General features: G+C 66.6%; 19 protein-coding genes. 16 read left to right on the top strand and 3 right to left on the bottom strand.

Translation table 11 applies throughout. The features are described 5' to 3' along the window. Entirely contained in the window at positions 1–471 is a 471-nt protein-coding gene (gene nrdR, locus AC2S9W_RS12540) for a transcriptional regulator NrdR (protein WP_067107743.1), read from the top strand. After that, on the top strand, positions 468–1208 hold the full coding sequence (locus tag AC2S9W_RS12535) for an RNA methyltransferase (RefSeq protein ID WP_104959570.1): 741 nt from the start codon (positions 468–470) through the stop codon (positions 1206–1208). Before nrdR ends, AC2S9W_RS12535 begins: the two co-directional genes overlap by 4 nt. Here AC2S9W_RS12535 and AC2S9W_RS12530 read toward each other — a convergent pair. Next, the gene (locus AC2S9W_RS12530; protein WP_067107749.1) at positions 1205–1510 is read right to left on the bottom strand and encodes a chorismate mutase; all 306 of its coding nucleotides are present in this window, start codon (positions 1508–1510) and stop codon (positions 1205–1207) included. The two genes, AC2S9W_RS12535 and AC2S9W_RS12530, sit on opposite strands and share 4 nt — an antisense overlap. Before the next feature lie 200 nt (positions 1511–1710). On the opposite strand from AC2S9W_RS12530, the gene rpsD reads away from it, so the two are divergent. Beyond that, on the top strand, positions 1711–2322 hold the full coding sequence (rpsD, locus tag AC2S9W_RS12525) for a 30S ribosomal protein S4 (protein ID WP_067107752.1): 612 nt from the start codon (positions 1711–1713) through the stop codon (positions 2320–2322). A 57-nt stretch (positions 2323–2379) separates the two neighbouring features. On the opposite strand, the gene AC2S9W_RS12520 is transcribed toward rpsD, so the two are convergent. Then, the gene (locus AC2S9W_RS12520) at positions 2380–4365 is read right to left on the bottom strand and encodes a S9 family peptidase (protein ID WP_104959569.1); all 1986 of its coding nucleotides are present in this window, start codon (positions 4363–4365) and stop codon (positions 2380–2382) included. Positions 4366–4591: 226 nt separating this feature from the next. On the opposite strand from AC2S9W_RS12520, the gene AC2S9W_RS12515 reads away from it, so the two are divergent. From AC2S9W_RS12515 to AC2S9W_RS12500, 4 genes are all read left to right on the top strand, one after another. Then, the gene (locus AC2S9W_RS12515; RefSeq protein WP_486570957.1) at positions 4592–6268 is read left to right on the top strand and encodes a M28 family metallopeptidase; all 1677 of its coding nucleotides are present in this window, start codon (positions 4592–4594) and stop codon (positions 6266–6268) included. A gap of 138 nt (positions 6269–6406) precedes the next feature. Next, positions 6407–7390, top strand: coding sequence for an agmatine deiminase family protein (locus AC2S9W_RS12510; protein ID WP_486570956.1), 984 nt, complete (start codon positions 6407–6409; stop codon positions 7388–7390). Positions 7391–7447: 57 nt separating this feature from the next. Beyond that, the gene (gene aguB / locus AC2S9W_RS12505) at positions 7448–8299 is read left to right on the top strand and encodes an N-carbamoylputrescine amidase (RefSeq protein WP_486570955.1); all 852 of its coding nucleotides are present in this window, start codon (positions 7448–7450) and stop codon (positions 8297–8299) included. 46 nt (positions 8300–8345) lie between these two features. Then, complete coding sequence (locus tag AC2S9W_RS12500) at positions 8346–9041, top strand: Crp/Fnr family transcriptional regulator (protein ID WP_067107764.1); 696 nt, start codon at positions 8346–8348, stop codon at positions 9039–9041. Here the strand turns inward: AC2S9W_RS12500 and AC2S9W_RS12495 are convergent, their stop codons facing one another. Further along, positions 9042–9713, bottom strand: coding sequence for an OmpW/AlkL family protein (locus AC2S9W_RS12495; RefSeq protein ID WP_067107767.1), 672 nt, complete (start codon positions 9711–9713; stop codon positions 9042–9044). A gap of 229 nt (positions 9714–9942) precedes the next feature. Between AC2S9W_RS12495 and ccoN the strand changes: the two genes are divergently transcribed. Genes ccoN through AC2S9W_RS12450 form a run of 9 tightly spaced genes read left to right on the top strand, consistent with a single transcriptional unit; the run spans position 9943 to position 17918 of the window. Further along, complete coding sequence (gene ccoN, locus AC2S9W_RS12490) at positions 9943–11601, top strand: cytochrome-c oxidase, cbb3-type subunit I (RefSeq protein WP_067107770.1); 1659 nt, start codon at positions 9943–9945, stop codon at positions 11599–11601. A gap of 11 nt (positions 11602–11612) precedes the next feature. Then, complete coding sequence (ccoO, locus tag AC2S9W_RS12485) at positions 11613–12362, top strand: cytochrome-c oxidase, cbb3-type subunit II (RefSeq protein WP_067107773.1); 750 nt, start codon at positions 11613–11615, stop codon at positions 12360–12362. Then, positions 12359–12532 (top strand): cbb3-type cytochrome c oxidase subunit 3, encoded by a 174-nt coding sequence (locus AC2S9W_RS12480; protein WP_067184021.1) that lies wholly within the window; start codon positions 12359–12361, stop codon positions 12530–12532. The genes ccoO and AC2S9W_RS12480 overlap by 4 nt, the downstream gene beginning before the upstream one ends. After that, positions 12522–13487 carry a cytochrome-c oxidase, cbb3-type subunit III gene (gene ccoP, locus AC2S9W_RS12475; RefSeq protein ID WP_076075654.1) on the top strand — a complete coding sequence of 322 codons (966 nt, stop codon included), beginning with the start codon at positions 12522–12524 and terminating at the stop codon, positions 13485–13487. Before AC2S9W_RS12480 ends, ccoP begins: the two co-directional genes overlap by 11 nt. Continuing rightward, complete coding sequence (gene ccoG, locus AC2S9W_RS12470; RefSeq protein WP_083675093.1) at positions 13474–14997, top strand: cytochrome c oxidase accessory protein CcoG; 1524 nt, start codon at positions 13474–13476, stop codon at positions 14995–14997. The genes ccoP and ccoG overlap by 14 nt, the downstream gene beginning before the upstream one ends. Further along, on the top strand, positions 14994–15440 hold the full coding sequence (locus AC2S9W_RS12465) for a FixH family protein (RefSeq protein WP_067184025.1): 447 nt from the start codon (positions 14994–14996) through the stop codon (positions 15438–15440). The genes ccoG and AC2S9W_RS12465 overlap by 4 nt, the downstream gene beginning before the upstream one ends. Further along, positions 15437–17554, top strand: coding sequence for a heavy metal translocating P-type ATPase (locus AC2S9W_RS12460; RefSeq protein WP_104959566.1), 2118 nt, complete (start codon positions 15437–15439; stop codon positions 17552–17554). The genes AC2S9W_RS12465 and AC2S9W_RS12460 overlap by 4 nt, the downstream gene beginning before the upstream one ends. After that, entirely contained in the window at positions 17551–17697 is a 147-nt protein-coding gene (gene ccoS / locus AC2S9W_RS12455) for a cbb3-type cytochrome oxidase assembly protein CcoS (protein WP_067107787.1), read from the top strand. Before AC2S9W_RS12460 ends, ccoS begins: the two co-directional genes overlap by 4 nt. Continuing rightward, positions 17694–17918 carry a hypothetical protein gene (locus AC2S9W_RS12450; RefSeq protein WP_067107790.1) on the top strand — a complete coding sequence of 75 codons (225 nt, stop codon included), beginning with the start codon at positions 17694–17696 and terminating at the stop codon, positions 17916–17918. Before ccoS ends, AC2S9W_RS12450 begins: the two co-directional genes overlap by 4 nt. Positions 17919–17926: the final 8 nt, after the last annotated feature.

The following is a 17926-nucleotide window of genomic DNA, read 5'->3' as shown; positions in this document are numbered from 1 at the left end:
ATGCGCTGTCCCTATTGCGGCCATGAAGACAGCCAGGTGAAGGACAGCCGTCCGACCGAGGACGGCGCCGCGATCCGCCGCCGCCGCCAGTGCGAGGACTGCGGCGCGCGCTTCACCACCTTCGAGCGCATCCAGCTTCGCGAGGTTGCGGTGCTCAAGGCGGGCGGCAGCCGCGAACCCTTCGACCGCGAGAAGCTGATGCGCAGCGTCCAGATCGCGTGCCGCAAGCGCCCGATCGATGGCGCGCGCATCGAGCGGCTGGTGTCGGGCATCCAGCGTCAGCTCGAAACATCGGGCGAGAATGAGGTGAAGGCCTCGCAGATCGGCGCGATGGTGATGGAGGCGCTGAAAGGCTTCGACAGCGTCGCCTATATCCGCTTCGCCAGCGTCTATCGCGATTTCACCGAAGCGAAGGATTTCGAGGAATTCGCCTCGACGATCAACGAAGCAGCGCACAAGGGCGGCTCGTGACCAAGGCGCCCGTCCCGGTTATCGTCCTCGTCCGTCCGCAGCTCGGTGAGAATATCGGCACCGTGGCGCGCGCGATGCTCAACTTCGGGCTGACCGAACTCCGCCTCGTCGCCCCGCGCGACGGCTGGCCCAATCCGGCCGCCGGCCCCGCGGCGTCGGGCGCCGACGTCGTGCTTGCCAACGCCCGGGTCTTCGGCACGCTCGCCGATGCGGTCGCCGACTGCACTCACGTCTACGCCACGACCGTGCGCAAGCGCGGCGTCACCAAGCCGGTGCTGACGCCCGAAGCCGCCGCGACGCAGGTTCATACCACGTCCGGTCGCTCGGCCTATGTCTTCGGCCCCGAACGGTCGGGGCTCGACAGCGACGATGTCGCGCTCGCGCACAACATCGTCACCGTGCCGATCAATCCTGCTTTCGGATCGCTGAACCTCGCGCAGGCGGTGATCCTGATCGCCTATGAATGGTCGAAGGGCGAAGCGCTCGCGAGCCCGCCCGACGTGCCGCTCGATCCCCCTGCTCCGCATCGGGAACTGGAGGATCTGATCGATCACCTCGTCCGCGATCTCGATGCGGCGGGCTATTTCTTTCCGCCCGAACGCACCACCGCGACGCTGCGCACGCTGCGCACCGCGCTGACCAAGACCGGATGGTCGCACAATGATATCAGGATGATGCACGGCATCGTTACGACGCTGGGGAAAGCGCGGAAATCGGCTCGCGGCGACGATAATTAGGCGCGCAGATCGTCCCAGCGGTCGAACTCGTGTGCGATCGACTGTTCGACCAGTTCGTTCCACACCGCCCGGATGCGCGCCGCGTCGAGCCCCGCCGCTTCGGCCGCGCGCCCCACATTGTCGAGCACCTGCGCCTTGCGCGGCTCGTCGCGGACCGCGCCGCGCTCGGCCTTGATCCGCGCCGCCGCGTCCATATAACCGAAGCGACGCGCCAGCAGCGCGACCAGTTCGCGGTCGACCTGGTCGACCCCTTCGCGCACCTCGATCATCGTCTGGCATTGTTCGGGCGGTTTGGCTGTCATGTGCGTCGCCTTTAGCGGCTTTTTCGGCGCTGTCGAGCGGGTCGCCGCACTTGACTCGGACACACGCTCCGTCTAACGGCGCGCCTTCGCAATGGACCCCGCACCCCGGTGAAGCGGCGGTCGCGCAGGAAGGCTTTCCTGTGGTGCGACCCGGGACACAAGCCGAAATCCCTCGGCACACAGCAGATTGGAGACGACCGATGTCGAAGCGCCACAGCGCCAAGTACAAACTCGACCGCCGCATGGGCGAGAATATCTGGGGCCGCCCGAAGAGCCCGGTCAACCGCCGCGAATACGGCCCCGGCCAGCATGGCCAGCGCCGCAAGGGCAAGATGTCCGACTATGGCATCCAGCTTCGCGCCAAGCAGAAGCTGAAGGGTTACTACGGCGACATCACCGAAAAGCAGTTCAAGAAGAACTATATCGAAGCCGCGCGAATGAAGGGCGATACGAGCCAGAATCTGATCGGCCTGCTCGAACGCCGCCTCGACGCGATCGTCTACCGCGCCAAGTTCGCGCCGACGATCTTCTCGGCCCGCCAGCTCGTCAGCCACGGCCACGTCTATGTGAACGGCGTCAAGTGCAACATCGCGAGCCGCCTCGTGAAGCCGGGCGACGAAGTCACGCTGGGCAAGAAGGCCCAGGAAATGGCGCTGGTCGCCGAAGCGCAGAGCCTGCCCGAGCGCGACCTGCCCGAATATGTCGCGGTCGACGGCACCAAGGCGACCTTCGTCCGTGTCCCCGCGCTCGACGAAGTGCCCTATCCGGTGAAGATGGAACCGAACCTGGTCGTCGAATTCTATTCGCGCTGATCGTTCCGGATCACGAAATCAAAGAGGCGGTCCGGCAACGGGCCGCCTCTTTTCGTTTCAGCGCGGCAGGAAGGCTGCAATGCGCGTGAGCATCTCGGTCCGGCTCTTGCTGTCAGACAAACTGTGCGCCAGCCCCGGATATTCGATGAGTTCCACCCGGCCGCCCGCGGCCGTGAGCGCGCGCTTCATCGCCCGCGATTGTTCGATGTCGACATTCTGGTCGAACGTGCCATGCACCATCAGCACGGGCACCCGGATCGCAGCAGCGTTCCGTAACGGCGACCCTTCGCGGACGTGCGGCCCGGACCCGATGTAGTCGCGCACGATGCGCTCCGAAGTGTATTTCTTGCTGTCGTTCTTCAGCATTTCGAGATCGGTAACGGGCGCGATCGCGACGATGGCCTTGAATAGGCCGGGATCGACGACGCCCGATTGCAGCGCCGCATATCCACCATAGGACCAGCCGACGATCGACAGGCGGGCGGGATCGGCGCCCTGCGACAGCAGCCAGCGGCCCGCATCGTCGATGTCGCCGATCGCGGTCCGCCACGACTGGAAACCATTGATCACGAACCATTCGTCGCCATAGCCGGCCGAACCGCGAAAATTGGGCTGCACGACGGCGAAACCCTTGTGCGCGAGATATTGCGCGAGCCAGTCGAAGCCCCATTCATCGCGCGCAGATGGGCCGCCATGCGGCATGACGATGGCGGGAAGCCCTTTCGCGTCGCTGCGCCCCGGCGGGAGCGTCAGATAGCCAGGGATCGACGTGCCGTCGGCCGAAGCATAGCGGATCGGACGAACGGGAGAGAGAGTGATATCCGCCAGCAGCGGTCGCTCATCGAGCAACGGACGCAATTCCTTGGCGGCAGGCGTATAGCGATAATAGCGTCCGGCGTCGGTGTCGGATCCCACCCACAGCAACCAATGCTTTTCGTCGGCCGACGCATCAATAAAATTGACCTGCTTGTCGCCGAGCGCGCGCGCCAGCGCCTGGGCCATCGCCTCCACCTTGGGATCGGTCACGACCATCTGGCGCTTTTCGGTGGCGAAAGTCACGCCGACAACGCGCTGATCGCGGCCCACGCGAACCAGCCCGTCAACATCAACATGCGGATGCGCGAAGAGGGTTTCGGTGGCCCCCGATCCATCGAGTCGCCTGGCGACCGCCGCGCGGCGCCCGTCGACCTTGTCGAAACCGATGGCACGATCGGTCGCGGCATCGACGGTATAGGGATCGAACCCGTCCGACGTCAGCACGTCGACCGTCGACAGCGGCTGCCAGTTGCCGCCGGCGGCAGGTTGGAAAAGATAGGTAAGCGTGCGGCTCAGATTATCGGTCCGCCCCTTAATCGGATGCGTCCCCATGATACGCAGACGCCCCTTGCCGTCGGTGATGAATTCGACGGCATCGGGGTGCGGCTTTTCAACCACGCGCACGCTGCCCGACTGCACGTCGACTCGGTCGACTCCCAGCCCCTCCGCATCCTTTGTAATCAACGAGGATGTATAGCGGTTGACCTCCGGAACATGGCTGCGCGTCATCAGGATCGAATCCTCCTGATCGGGCAGCCAGTCGATGACGCCTCCGCCCCGCAGATCATAGCCCAGTGCGTTGCGTCCGCGGCGAACGCTCAGCGATTTCGCATTGCGACCGTCGGCATCGACTCCGACGATGTTGCTGAACCCCAGCAATTCGTCGCCATATTTCTGCACACCGCCGACCTGGCAGATGAGCCGCCGGTCGTTGGCCCATCGACACCAGTACAACCATTCGGGATCACCGCTCGACCGCAATATACGCCGAGGCGCACTGTTATCGGCGATGTCGACGACATAGAGGTCATTCGCCTGCCCCTTGTTGGGAGCGATAAACGCCAGCCGCTGTCCATCGGGCGACAGGCTGGCCTGCATGACGCCGGGAAGCGTTCCGAAGCGCCGCGCCGCATCGTCCTCCTGTGCTGACGCCAATCCGCAAAATGGTGCCATCGCCGCGACCGCAACACCGCACGCGAGCACCCGCCTACGCTTCAGACCCGTCATCTTTTGCCCCCTTTTCTTTTGCCCCCGCCAAATGCGACCCTCCCCAATGCTCCGCCCGCCCTCCAAAAAGGGGGCGAAAACGAGAGCGGCATGGCAGACTCCCTTCATGGGTCCTGCTGCCGGGCATCGTCAAGCCACCCTGTTCATGTGTGGTCTCCACGCCCTTGCATCGGTCCGACCGGGCTGCCAAAAGACGCCCTTCGTCGATTTTCGAGAAGGAATTTCCATGCCCCGCACCTCTCTGGTCGCGCTTTCGGTCACGGCGCTGCTCGCCGTTGCCGGGTGCAGCGCTCCCGACAAGGCGGCCTCTTCCGCCCTGCCCGACGTGCAGTTTCCCGAACTGTCGCTCCAGACGCTTCAGGACGCGACGAAGGAATTGTCATCGGACGCCTATGAAGGACGCGCGCCGGGCACCGCGGGCGAGGAGAAGACGCTCGCCTATCTGATCAGGCAGTTCGAGGCGGCGGGGCTTCAGCCGGGCAACGACGGCAAGTGGACGCAGGACGTGCCGCTGGTCGAGATCACCGCGAAGAATGCGACGCCGCTGACCTTCACCGGCGGAAAGACGCCCGTAACGCTGCAATATGCGAAGGATTATGTCGCGTTCAGCTATCGCGTCCAGCCGAAGACCGAAGTCAAGGACAGCGACGTCGTCTTCGTCGGCTATGGCATCAACGCCCCCGAAAAGGGGTGGAACGACTATGCCGGGCTCGACGTCAAGGGGAAGACGGTCATCATCCTCGTCAACGATCCTGATTGGCAGACGAAGGAAGCGAAGGGCGAGTTCAACGGCCGCGCGATGACCTATTACGGCCGCTGGACCTATAAATATGAGGAAGCGGCGCGGCAGGGCGCGGCCGCGGCGCTGATCGTCCACGACACCGAACCCGCCGCCTATGGCTGGAACGTCGTCGAGTCGAGCAACACCGGCACGCAATATCTGGCCGACAGCCAGAATGGCGGCGCCGACCAGACCGCCGCCAACGGCTGGATCCAGCTCGGCAAGGCGAAGGAATTGTTCGCGAGCGCCGGGCAGGATTTCGACAAGCTGCGCGAAGCCGCGGGCAAGAAGGGCTTCAAGGCGGTCCCGCTGGCCGGGGTCAAGGCCTCGCTGGGCTTCGACAACGCCATCACCAAGAAATTGTCGCACAATGTGGTCGGCATCCTGCCGGGCGCCAAGCGGCCCGACGAATATGTGCTCTATACCGCGCATTGGGATCATCTCGGCCGCTGCACGCCGGTGAACGGCGACGGCATCTGCAACGGCGCGGTCGACAATGCGACCGGCACCGCGGCGCTGATCACGCTCGCGCAGGCCTATCAGAAGGCCGGGGCTCCCGACCGCAGCGTCGTCTTCGTCGCCGTCACGGCCGAAGAATCGGGGCTGCTCGGATCCGAATATTATGCCGCCAATCCGATCTTCCCCCTCGCCCAAACGGTCGGCGGGGTGAACATGGATGCGCTGAATCCCAACGGCCCCGCCAAGGACATCGTCGTCGTCGGGCGCGGCAAGTCGGAACTCGATACCTATCTCGAAAAGATCGTCAAGGCGGCGAACGTCACGATCGTCGACGAACCGACGCCGGAAAAGGGCTTCTATTACCGGTCCGACCATTTCAGCTTCGCCAAGCGCGGCGTGCCCTTCTTCAACTTCGGCGCCGGCCAGGATCTGGTCGAAGGCGGCACCGACGCCGGCAAGAAGGCGTCGGAGGATTATGAGAAGAACCGCTATCACGCCCCCGCCGACGAATATGCGGCGATCAAGAACTGGGACGGCATGCTCGCCGATCTCAAGCTCTTCTATGCCGCCGGCCGCATGCTCGCATCGACCGACGCCTGGCCGAACTGGGTGAAGGGCGACGAGTTCCGCGCCGCGCGCGACAAGTCGCGCCCGACGAAGTAGGTCGGAGTCCGCTCCTCGTCATGGCGAGGGGCGACGCGGCACGGTAATCTCCGGCTGCCGTCCCGAAAGGGGCGCCGGCTGGAGATTGCTTAGCCCTGCTCGCCATGGCGGAGCAGGAAACAAGGATCGAGAGCAGACATGACGTTGCGCATGGCCGCCGAATGGGCGCCGCACGAAGCGGTGTGGATCGGCTTCCCGCACCTCGACGCGGAGTGGGCGGGCCGGATCGACGCCGCGCGCCGCGACGTCGCGGCGTTCGCCAATGCGGTCCATGACGGCGGCCGGGGCGAAGAGGTGCGGCTGGTCGTCAACGACGAGCGCCAGGCCGAGGTCGCGGCGGCGCTCGTCGATCCGGCGGTGCGCATCCTCGTCCAGCCGCTCGGCGATATCTGGCTGCGCGATACCGGGCCGATCGTCGCCGGAACCGGCGCGGCGCGCCGGGCGAGAAACTTCGAATTCAACTGGTGGGGCGAGAAATTCGTCATGCCCGGCGATCAGGAGGTCGGCGCCGCGCTCGCGCATGCAGGCGGCCTGCCGGTCGACGATCAGGACTGGGTGCTCGAAGGCGGCGGCATCGACGTCGACGGCACCGGCCTTTGCGTCACGACCGAGGAATGCCTGCTCAACACGAACCGCAACCCGACGCTGACGCGCGAGGATATCGCGGTGCGGCTCCGCCAGTCGCTCGGCATCGAGCGACTGCTGTGGCTGGGCAATGGACTGATCGGCGACCATACCGACGGGCATGTCGACAATCTGGCGCGCTTCGTCGGCGAGGGGCGGCTGGCGATTCCCGTGGCGACAGACGATCATGACCCCAACGCTTCCGTCTATGCCGACGCGCGCGCGCGCACCGCGGCGTTCGGTGGGATCGAGATTGTCGATCTGCCCTCGCCCGGCCGCATCGAAATCGACGGCGACCTTGCGGCGGCGAGTTATATGAATTTCTATATCGGCAACAGCGTGGTGGTCGTCCCGACCTATGGCGCGGCGAACGACCGGGTGGCGGTCGACACGATCGGCGCGCTGTTCCCCGATCGCCGCACGGTCGGGATCGATGCGCGCGGGATCATCGTCGGCGGCGGCAGCTTCCATTGCTCGAGCCAGCAGCTTCCGGCCTAGCATCGGGCGCAAAGCCCCCTATATTCCGGCTCGTTTCGAGCCCATCACGGATCCGCCATGCCCCGCACCCTCACCGTCGCCGCGCTGCAGCTTCCCCTGCCCGGCCCCGTCGAACCCAATATCGCGGCCGTGTCGACACTGGTCGAAGAGGCTGCGGCGCAGGGCGCGCAGGTCATCCTGCCGCCCGAACTGTTCGAAGGCCCCTATTTCTGCCAGGTCGAGGAAGAGGAATTGTTCGCCGACGCGCGGCCGACCGCCGAGCACCCGAGCGTCGTCGCGATGCAGGCGCTCGCCGCGCGACTCGGCGTCGCTATCCCGACCAGCTTCTTCGAGAAGGACGGACCGCATTACTACAACACGCTCGCGATGATCGGCCCCGATGGCGCCATCATGGGAACGTACCGCAAGAGCCACATTCCCGACGGCCCCGGCTATGAAGAGAAATATTATTTCCGCCCCGGCAACACGGGGTTCAAGGTCTGGGACCTGTTCGGCACGCGGATCGGCGTCGGCGTCTGCTGGGACCAATGGTATCCCGAATGCGCGCGCGCGATGGCGCTGATGGGCGCCGAACTGCTTTTCTATCCGACCGCGATCGGATCGGAGCCCTATGACCCCGATCTCGACACGAGCCAGATGTGGCGCCGCGCGATGCAGGGGCATGCGGTTTCGAACTGCATGCCGGTAATCGCCGCCAACCGCATCGGCACCGAGGGCGAATCCGATTTCTATGGCCACAGCTTCATCAGCGACGAGTGGGGCAATTTGTCCAAGGCGTTCGGAGCGGTGGAAACGGGCGTGCTGATCGAGACGATCGACCTCGACCGCGCCGCTAAGCATCGGGCGGGAATGGGTTTCTTCCGCGATCGCCGCCCGCAGCTCTATGGCCGGCTGGTCGAGGACGTCTGACCCTCGCTCCATTGCGTCCGCGACGGACCGATGGTACCTTTAAATCATGAATTCTTGCGATGCCTGCGTCGTCCGCAACCGGTCGATATGCGCTGCGCTCGACTCCGTCGAGGTTGAGGCGCTTAATGCGATCGGCCGTCGCCGCACGCTGGAGCCGGGAGAGTCGTTGATCTGGGAGGACAGCGAGTCCGTCCTCGTCGCCAATGTCGTCGAAGGCGTGCTCAAATTGTCCACCGGTACCGAGGACGGGCGCGAGCAGATCGTCGGCGTCGTCTATCCTTCGGACTTCATCGGCCGGCCGTTCGGCGCCACGACGCCGCATTCGGTGACGGCGATGACCGAAGCGAAGGTCTGCGTCTTTTCGCGCACCGATTTCGACGGCTTCGCGAGCCGCCACCCCGCGCTCGAACACAAGCTGCTCCAGCGCACGCTGACCGAGCTCGACCGGACGCGACGCTGGATGCTGCTGCTCGGGCGCAAGAATGCCGAGGAACGGGTCGCGACCTTCCTGCTCGACATGTCGGAACGGCTCGTCGATCCGGGCTGCGACACGCCCGACCAGCCGCTCGACCGCTTCGACCTGCCCTTCTCGCGCCAGCAGGTCGGCGATATATTGGGGCTGACGATCGAGACCGTCAGCCGTCAGTTCACCAAGCTGAAGCGCGACGGAATCGTCGACCTGCCATCGCGCCGCGCGGTCGTCATTCGCGACCGCGCGGAGCTGAAGGCGCTCGCCGGCTGATCAAAAGCGCAGGGCGACCCCGGCGCTGATCACCCACGGGTCGAGCTGGTGGCGCGTTTCCAGCACCTTCGTGGTGCCGGCGAACCAGCGCGCATTGGTGTCGATGAAATAGCGCTTGGCATCGAGGCTGACCGCAAGCCCGGTGTCATTCACCGGAATATCGACGCCCGCCTGCAGAGCGAAGCCGAGTTCGTTCGACATGTCGAAGCGCGTCGCGCCGAGCGTGCGCGTCGCGGCGCCGGGCTTTTCCTTGAAGAACAGGAAATAGGCCGGCCCCGCCCCGACATAGGGCGACACGCCGCCGGGATTGAAATGATATTTGACCGTGACGGTCGCGGGCACCAGCTTTGCGTTGGACACCAGTTCGGCGCCAGGAAGCCCCGCGGTTCCGTCGACGTCATGCTGCGTCATGCAGCAGATGGTTTCGACCGACACGGCGGGCGAGACGAAATATTCGATCGCCAGCGTCGGGACGACATTGTCGTTCGCGCTGGTCTGCGTGCCCGCGGGGAGGCCGATCAGGTCGGTGCGCACCTTGTCGATCTTGCCGTCGGGCAGCACGCCCGTCGCCAGCAGCTTGACCTGCAACCGGCCCTGCCCTTCCTGAGCATGGGCGGGCTGGACGGCCGCGGCGAAGGCAGCGGTTGCCAGCAGGAGGGGAAGCTTACGCATGGATAGTCTCCGTGCGCCATAGCGGCCGCCCTTCGCGGCCCAGGGTGATTATGGCGCGGCGGCCTGCTGCGCCGCTTCACGACCCGCGACATTGATCCTGCGCAAAAAGGGTTCCGCCCCGCCGAAGCGGCGCGAAATATTGGTCGTTCCCGGCTTGATAATTGATCCGGATCAATGTTTCACCGACAGGCGGGGCGCAGGGCGGCCCCGTTCAGTAGGGGTAAGATTCATGGACAAAGTCGTAGCGCGCGGCGGCATCTGGATCGCCGTGATGCTGGTGGCCCTGGTGGCCGCGGCCACCGCGAAGGACGCCGGCTTCTCGATCCACATGACGATCGTCGCCTTCACGGCACTGGTCATCATGGCGATCGGCGTCTCCAAGGCGGATTACAGCACGATCGCGCGCGGCGTCCTGCGGATGCCGTCGGGCGAGACAACCTATGACGACGATCCGGTGCGCTGGGGCGTGCTCGCGACCGTCTTCTGGGGCATCGTCGGTTTCCTGGTCGGCCTCTACATCGCCCTGCAGCTCGCCTTTCCGGCGCTGAACCTCGGCCTCGAATACACGACCTTCGGGCGGCTGCGGCCGCTGCATACCTCTGCGGTCGTCTTCGCCTTCGGCGGCAACGCATTGATCGCGACGAGCTTCTACGTCGTGCAGCGCACCTGCCGTGCGCGGCTGGCCTTCCCCGGGATCGCCCGCTTCGTCTTCTGGGGCTATCAAATGTTCCTGGTGCTCGCGGCGAGCGGCTATGTCCTCGGCATCACGCAGTCGCGCGAATATGCCGAGCCCGAATGGTATGTCGACCTGTGGCTGACGATCGTCTGGGTCCTCTATGGCGCGGTGTTCGTCGGCACGCTGCTGAAGCGCAAGGAGCCGCATATCTATGTGGCGAACTGGTTCTACCTGTCGTTCATCATCACCATCGCGATGCTGCACATCCTCAACAATCTGGCGGTGCCGGTGTCGTGGACGGGATCGCTGTCCTACTCGGCCTTCTCGGGCGTGCAGGATGCGCTGGTCCAGTGGTGGTACGGGCACAATGCGGTCGCCTTCTTCCTGACCGTGCCCTTCCTCGCGATGATGTATTATTTCGTGCCCAAGCAGGCGCAGCGGCCGATCTACAGCTATCGCCTGTCGATCCTGCACTTCTGGTCGCTGATCTTCCTCTACATCTGGGCGGGCCCGCACCACCTGCACTATACCGCGCTGCCCGACTGGGCGCAGACGCTGGGCATGGTCTTCTCCGTCATCCTGTGGATGCCGAGCTGGGGCGGCATGATCAACGGGCTGATGACGCTGAACGGCGCGTGGGACAAGGTGCGCACCGACCCGATCATCCGCATGATGGTCGTCGCCCTCGCCTTCTATGGCATGGCGACGTTCGAGGGCCCGATGCTGAGCGTCAAGGTCGTCAACTCGCTGTCGCACTATACCGACTGGACGATCGGCCATGTCCACGCCGGCGCGCTCGGCTGGAACGGGATGATCACCTTCGCCGCAGTCTACTACCTCGTTCCGCGGCTGTGGAACCGCGAGCGGCTCTATAGCCTGCGCATGGTCAACTGGCACTTCTGGCTCGCGACGCTGGGGATCGTCTTCTATGCCTCGGCCATGTGGGTCGCCGGCGTGACCCAGGGGCTGATGTGGCGCGAATATGGCGCCGACGGCTATCTGGTGAACAGCTTCGTCGACACGGTCGCCGCGCTGCACCCGATGTACCTGCTCCGCGCGTTCGGCGGCGTGCTCTACCTCGCGGGCGGCGTGCTGATGGTCGTCAACGTCTGGCGCACGATCCAGGGTCGCCAGCGCGAGGAGGCCCCGATGTCCTCCGCTCCCTATGACGCGGCCGCCGATCGCCCGATCGCGCCCGCCCCGGCCGAATAAGGATAGTCGCCATGGCCAGTGTCACCCAACATCACAAGAAGCTGGAACGCAACGTCACCCTGCTCGGCGTCTTCGCCTTCATCGCGGTGGCGATCGGCGGCATCGTCGAGATCGCACCGCTGTTCTGGATCGACAACACGATCGAGAAGGTGAAGGGGATGCGTCCCTATACGCCGCTCGAACAGGCGGGGCGCGACATCTATGTCCGCGAGGGCTGCTATACCTGTCACAGCCAGATGATCCGTCCGTTCCGCGACGAGGTCGAGCGCTATGGCCACTACAGCCTCGCCGCGGAAAGCATGTACGACCACCCGTTCCAGTGGGGGTCGAAGCGCACCGGGCCCGACCTTGCGCGCGTCGGCGGCCGCTATTCGGACGAATGGCATGTCCAGCACCTCAAGGACCCGCGGTCTGTCGTGCCCGAAAGCATCATGCCACCCTACGCCTTCCTCGCCGAGAAGGAACTGAAGGTCGGCGATCCCGCCGCGCGGCTGGAAGCGCTGCGCAAGGTCGGCGTGCCCTATACGAAGGCCGACATCGAGCAGGCGGAGGCCGACCTGCGCGCGCAGGCCGACCCTGATGCCGACGCCGGCGACCTCGCGAAGCGCTATCCCAAGGCGCAGATTCGCGATTTCGACGGCAATCCCGGCCGCGTCACCGAGATGGATGCGCTGGTCGCCTATCTCCAGATGCTCGGCACGCTGGTCGACGTGAACAGCGCGGCGGCGCAGGAAGAGCTGGCGTCGGAGAAGGGCCGATGAACGATCATTCGACCTATGAAACGCTGCGCCATCTCGCCGACAGCTGGGGGCTGCTCGCGATGCTGGTCGTGTTCGTGATCCTGTGCGCATGGCCGTTCCGGCCCGGCGCCCGGTCGCGCAATCAGGAAGCCGCCGAGGCGATTTTCAAGGACGACAACGATGGCGAATGACAAGCTCGCAGCCGGTAGCCGCCTGGACGAAGCGACGGGCACGCAGACCGTCGGCCACGAATGGGACGGCATCGAGGAACTCGACACGCCGATGCCGCGCTGGTGGCTCTGGGCCTTTTACGCCACGATCGTCTGGGGTATCGCCTATGTGATCGCCTATCCCGCCTGGCCGATGATCGATCGCGCGACCGAGGGCGTGCTCGGCTGGTCGAGCCGCGGACAACTCGCGACCGAGATCGCGGAACAGGACAAGGCGCGCGCCGCGACCGTCGCGGCGCTCGCCGACATGCCGATCGAGAAGCTGCCCGACAATCCGGCGCTGATGCGCGCCGCCGTTGCGGGCGGGCGCGCCGCCTTCAAGGTCAATTGCGTCCAGTGCCACGGTGCCGGCGCGGCGGGTTCGATCGGTTATCCGAACCTCAACGACGACGACTGGCTTTGGGGCGGCAATCTGAAGGAGATCGAATATACGATCATCCATGGCACGCGCCAGCCGGGCGGCAAGGATACGCACACCAGCCTGATGCCTGCCTTCGGCCGCGACCAGATGCTGACCGACGGACAGATTTCGGCGGTCGCCGACCATGTGCTGAGCCTGTCGGGCCGGGCAAAACCGAATGCGACCGGCGCGCAGATCTTCGCCGACAATTGCGCGGCATGCCACGGCGCCGACGGCAAGGGCGATCGCCAGTTCGGCGCGCCCAACCTCGCCGACGCCATCTGGCTCTATGGCGGATCGAAGGCGCAGGTCGTGCAACAGATCAGCAACGCGCGGCTCGGCGTGATGCCCGCGTGGGGCGGGCGGCTCGATCCGGTGACGATCAAGATGCTGGCGGCCTATGTCCATTCGCTGGGAGGCGGCGAAGCCTTTGCGGCCACCGCTGCGGCGCCCGGTGAAATAGCCGCGGCGCAGGCCGGCGCGGCGCCGCAAGAGGCGGGCGATGTCCGGCCCTGACCCCCTGTCCGTACTCGCGGCGGACGCCGCGGCGCTGCGTGCATCGTCCCGCAAGCAACGCACGCCGCCGCCCCCGCCCGAGAACGAGCCGCAGCTCTACGAAAAGCGCCGGGGCGTCTACCCGCAGAAGGTGCAGGGCCCGTTCCGCCGCTTCAAATGGCTGGTGATGTTCGTCACCTTGGGCATCTATTACATCACGCCGTGGATCCGCTGGGACCGCGGTCCCTATGCGCCCGACCAAGCGGTGCTCGTCGATCTCGCGCATCGCCGCTTCTACATGTTCGGGATCGAGATATGGCCGCACGAATTCTATTTCGTCGCGGGCATGCTGATCATGGCCGGCATCGGCCTGTTCCTCGTCACCAGCGCCGTCGGGCGCGCCTGGTGCGGTTATAGCTGCCCGCAGACCGTCTGGACCGACCTGTTCCAGCACGTCGACCGCCTGATCGACGGCGACCGCAACGCGCAGATCCGGCTCGCCAACGGGCCGTGGACCGCCGAGAAGATCGCGAAGCGCGCGGTCAAATGGACGATCTATCTGGTCATCAGCTTCTGGACCGGCGGCGCGTGGATCATGTATTTCGCCGATGCGCCGACGCTGACGCGCGATTTCTGGGCCGGCGACGCCGCGCCCGTCGCCTATGCGACCGTCGCCATCCTGACCGCGACGACCTTCACCCTCGGCGGTTTCATGCGCGAGCAGGTGTGCATATACATGTGCCCGTGGCCGCGCATCCAGACCGCGATGCTCGACGAGAAATCGCTGATCGTCACCTACAAGGACTGGCGCGGCGAGCCGCGCGGCAGCGTCAAGAAGGCGGCGAAGGACCCGGGAGCGTTCGGCGACTGCATCGATTGCAACCAGTGCGTCGCGGTCTGTCCAACCGGAATCGACATTCGCGAGGGGCCGCAGATCGGCTGCATCACCTGCGCGCTGTGCATCGACGCGTGCGACCGGGTGATGGGCGAGATCGGGCGGCCGCGCGGACTGATCGACTATGCGACGCTCGACGACTGCAAGCGCGAAGCCGCGGGCGAAACGCCGCGTCCGGCGTGGAAGACGCTGCTGCGCCCGCGCACGATCGTCTATTTCCTCGCCTGGGGTGGGATCGGCCTCGGGCTGCTGTTCCTGCTCGGCGCGCGGACGCGCACCGACATTTCGGTCGCGCCCGACCGCAACCCGCCCTTCATGCTGCTCAGCGACGGCAGCGTCCGCAACGCCTACACGATCAAGCTGCGCAACATGGAAAGCCGTCCGCGCGACATGGCGATCACGATCGACGGCGTCCGGGGCGCCATGATGTGGACCGACGAGATGGACCGGGCCGACGCGGCACGGTCGCTGACCCTGACCGTCCCCGCCGACGCGACCCAGCCGCTGCGCCTCTATGTCGTCGCGCCGCGCGACACGCCGGCGCAGGCGATCACCTTCGCCGTCCGTTCGCTCGACGAGCGCGGCGAGCGGGACAGCAGCGAAACGCGCTTCGAAGCGCCGGAGGTCAATCCATGAACCGCCCCTTCACCGGCCGCCACATGGCGCTCGTCCTCGTCGGTTTCTTCGGCACGATCATCGCGGTCAACGTCGTCATGGCGCGCTATGCCGCGTCGACCTTCGGCGGCATCGTGGTCGAGAACAGCTATGTCGCGAGCCAGCATTTCAACAAGTGGCTCGACGATGCGGAGGCGGAACGCGCGCTCGGCTGGGACGCGGTGACCGCATGGCGCCCCGACGGCCGGCTGCTCGTGACGCTGAAAGGGCCGGGTGAGGAGGCCAGCGTGGCCGGCGTCGCGCGCCATCCGCTCGGCCGCCTGCCCGACCGGGCGCTCCGCTTCGAGGCGATCGGCGAGGGCCGCTATCTGTCGCACGAAGCCGTGCCGGAGGGCCGGTGGACGCTGCGCCTCGCGGTCGCCGACGGCGCACAGCGCTGGCGCCGCGAAGAAGCACTGCAATGAGCGCACAGCCGCGCCCCGACGTCGCGCCGCTGCGCACCGTGCTCGCGGTGCCGGGGATGCATTGCGCCGGTTGTATGAGCAAGGTCGAGCGCGGGCTGAGCACCCTGCCCGGCGTTTCGGGCGCACGCGTCAACCTGTCGGCGCGCACGGTGACCGTCGCGCACGGCGACCGCGTCGAGGAACGCGATCTGGTCGATGCACTTGCAGTGCTGGGGTTCGAGGCGCAGCCGCGCCGTGACGAACTTGCACCCAATCTGTCGGCGGTGAAGCCGCTGCTCGCCCCGTTCGCGGTCGCGGGTTTCGCCGCGATGAACGTCATGCTGCTGTCGGTCAGCATCTGGTCGGGCGCCGACGGCGCGACGCGATCGCTGTTCCACTGGATTTCGGCGGCGATCGCGATCCCCGCGGTCGCCTACGCCGGACGCCCCTTCTTCGCCTCGGCATGGCGCGTGCTGCGGCACGGGCGCACCAACATGGACGTGCCGATCTCGATCGGCGTCCTGATCGCTACCGGCCTCAGCTTCTACGAGACCGCCGTCGGCGGCGAGCATGCGTGGTTCGACGGCGTGCTGATGCTACTGACCTTCCTGCTCGCGGGGCGGGTGCTCGACGCGATGATGCGCGACAAGGCGCGCGCCGGTGTCGATGCGCTGATCCGCCAGGCGGCGCAGGGCGCGACGGTGGTCGCCGCCGACGGCACGCTGGCATGGCGCAAGGCCGACGAGCTCGCCGCCGGCATGGTGATGCGCGTCGCGGCGGGCGAACGGCTCGCCGCCGACGGAGAGATCGTCGCGGGTCAGAGCCGCTTCGACCAGTCGCTGCTGACCGGCGAAAGTGCGCCGATCGCGCTGCATCGCGGCGATGCCGCGCTCGCGGGCACGCTCAACCTCGACGCGCCGGTCGACGTGCGCGTCAGCCATGCCGGGCAGGACACGACGCTCGCCGAGATCGCGCGGCTGATGGAAGCCTCGACGCAGAGCCGGTCGCGCTACGTCCGCATCGCCGACCGGGCATCGCGCCTCTATGCGCCCGCGGTCCACACGCTCGCCGCCGTCTCGGTGATCGGCTGGCTGATCGGGGGGGCGAGCCTGTACGAGGCGCTGGTCATCGGCGTCGCGGTGCTGATCATCACCTGTCCCTGCGCGCTCGGCCTTGCGGTGCCGGTGGCGCAGGTCGTGGCGAGCGGCGCGCTGATGCGGGCGGGGCTGATGGTCAAGGACGGCTCGGCGCTCGAACGGCTTGCGACCATCGACCGCGCGCTGCTCGACAAGACGGGAACGCTGACGCTGGGGCGCCTGACGCCCGATCCGGCCGCGCTCGACGCGCTGCCGCCGACCGAGGCCGGAATCGCGCTCGCGCTGGCGTCGCACAGCCGCCACCCGCTGTCGCGCGCGCTGGCCGGTGCGCTTGCGGCCCGCGGCGTCCGCGCCGCTAGCCTGTGGGGCGTCGAGGAGCGACCCGGCGAAGGCGTGTTCGCGCATCATGACGATGGCGCGGTGGCCTTGCGCCGCCCCGAACAGGCGACCGGCACCGCCGTGGTGCTCGACATAGACGGCGCCCCCGCCCGGCTGATCGTCTGCAGCGACCGGCTGCGTCCCGATGCGGCGGAAGCACTCGCCGGACTGCGCGCGCTCGGCGTCGAATGCTCGATCCTGTCGGGCGACAACATCGCCGCGGTCGCCGAGGTGGCGCGCGAAACCGGGCTGACGGCGCAGGCGAGCGCGACGCCCGCCGACAAGCAGGCGGCGATCGCCCGGCTGCGCGCCTCCGGACACCATGTGCTGATGGTCGGCGACGGGCTCAACGACGGCCCGGCGCTCGCCGCCGCCGACGCCTCGATCGCGCCGGGCACGGCCAGCGATGTCGGATTGCAGGCGTCCGACCTCGTCTTCGTGCAGGATTCTTTGATCGCCCTGCCCCGCGCCGTGCGCGCATCGCGCGCGACGATGCGCATCGTGCGGCAGAATTTCGCGCTGGCGATCCTCTACAACATCTTCGCGGTGCCGCTCGCCATCGCGGGGCTGGTGACGCCGCTGATCGCCGCGCTGGCGATGTCGATCAGTTCGCTGATCGTCGTCGGCAATTCGCTGCGTCTGGCGAGGATCGCGCGATGACCGGCCTTGCGATCCTGATTCCTGCCGCGCTCGCGCTCGGCCTTCTCGGCCTCGGCGCCTTCTTCTGGGCGCTTCGGAACGGCCAGTTCGACGATCCCGACGGCTCTGCGGCGCGCATCCTGATCGACGAGGAAGACATATGACGCCCAGCCCGCTGCTCTTCGCGCTGTCGGCGCTGATCCCGGCGATGACCGGGCCGTTACCGGGCACGTCGCAGCGAATGCTGGCGGTCATGCTTTGCGGCGGCGGCGCGACGTCGGTTCCGCTCGGCGGCCAGGCGCCTTCGGGCGACACGCCCGCGCCCTGCTGCGCGAAGGGGTGCCACAACAGCCGTTCGCGCAAGCAAATTGACCGGGCGCAATGACAGCCCGC

It is taken from the genome of Sphingopyxis sp. 550B (assembly GCF_057401805.1).
Note: the sequence above shows the minus strand (reverse complement) of the source record. Positions and strands in the feature narration are given on the sequence as shown.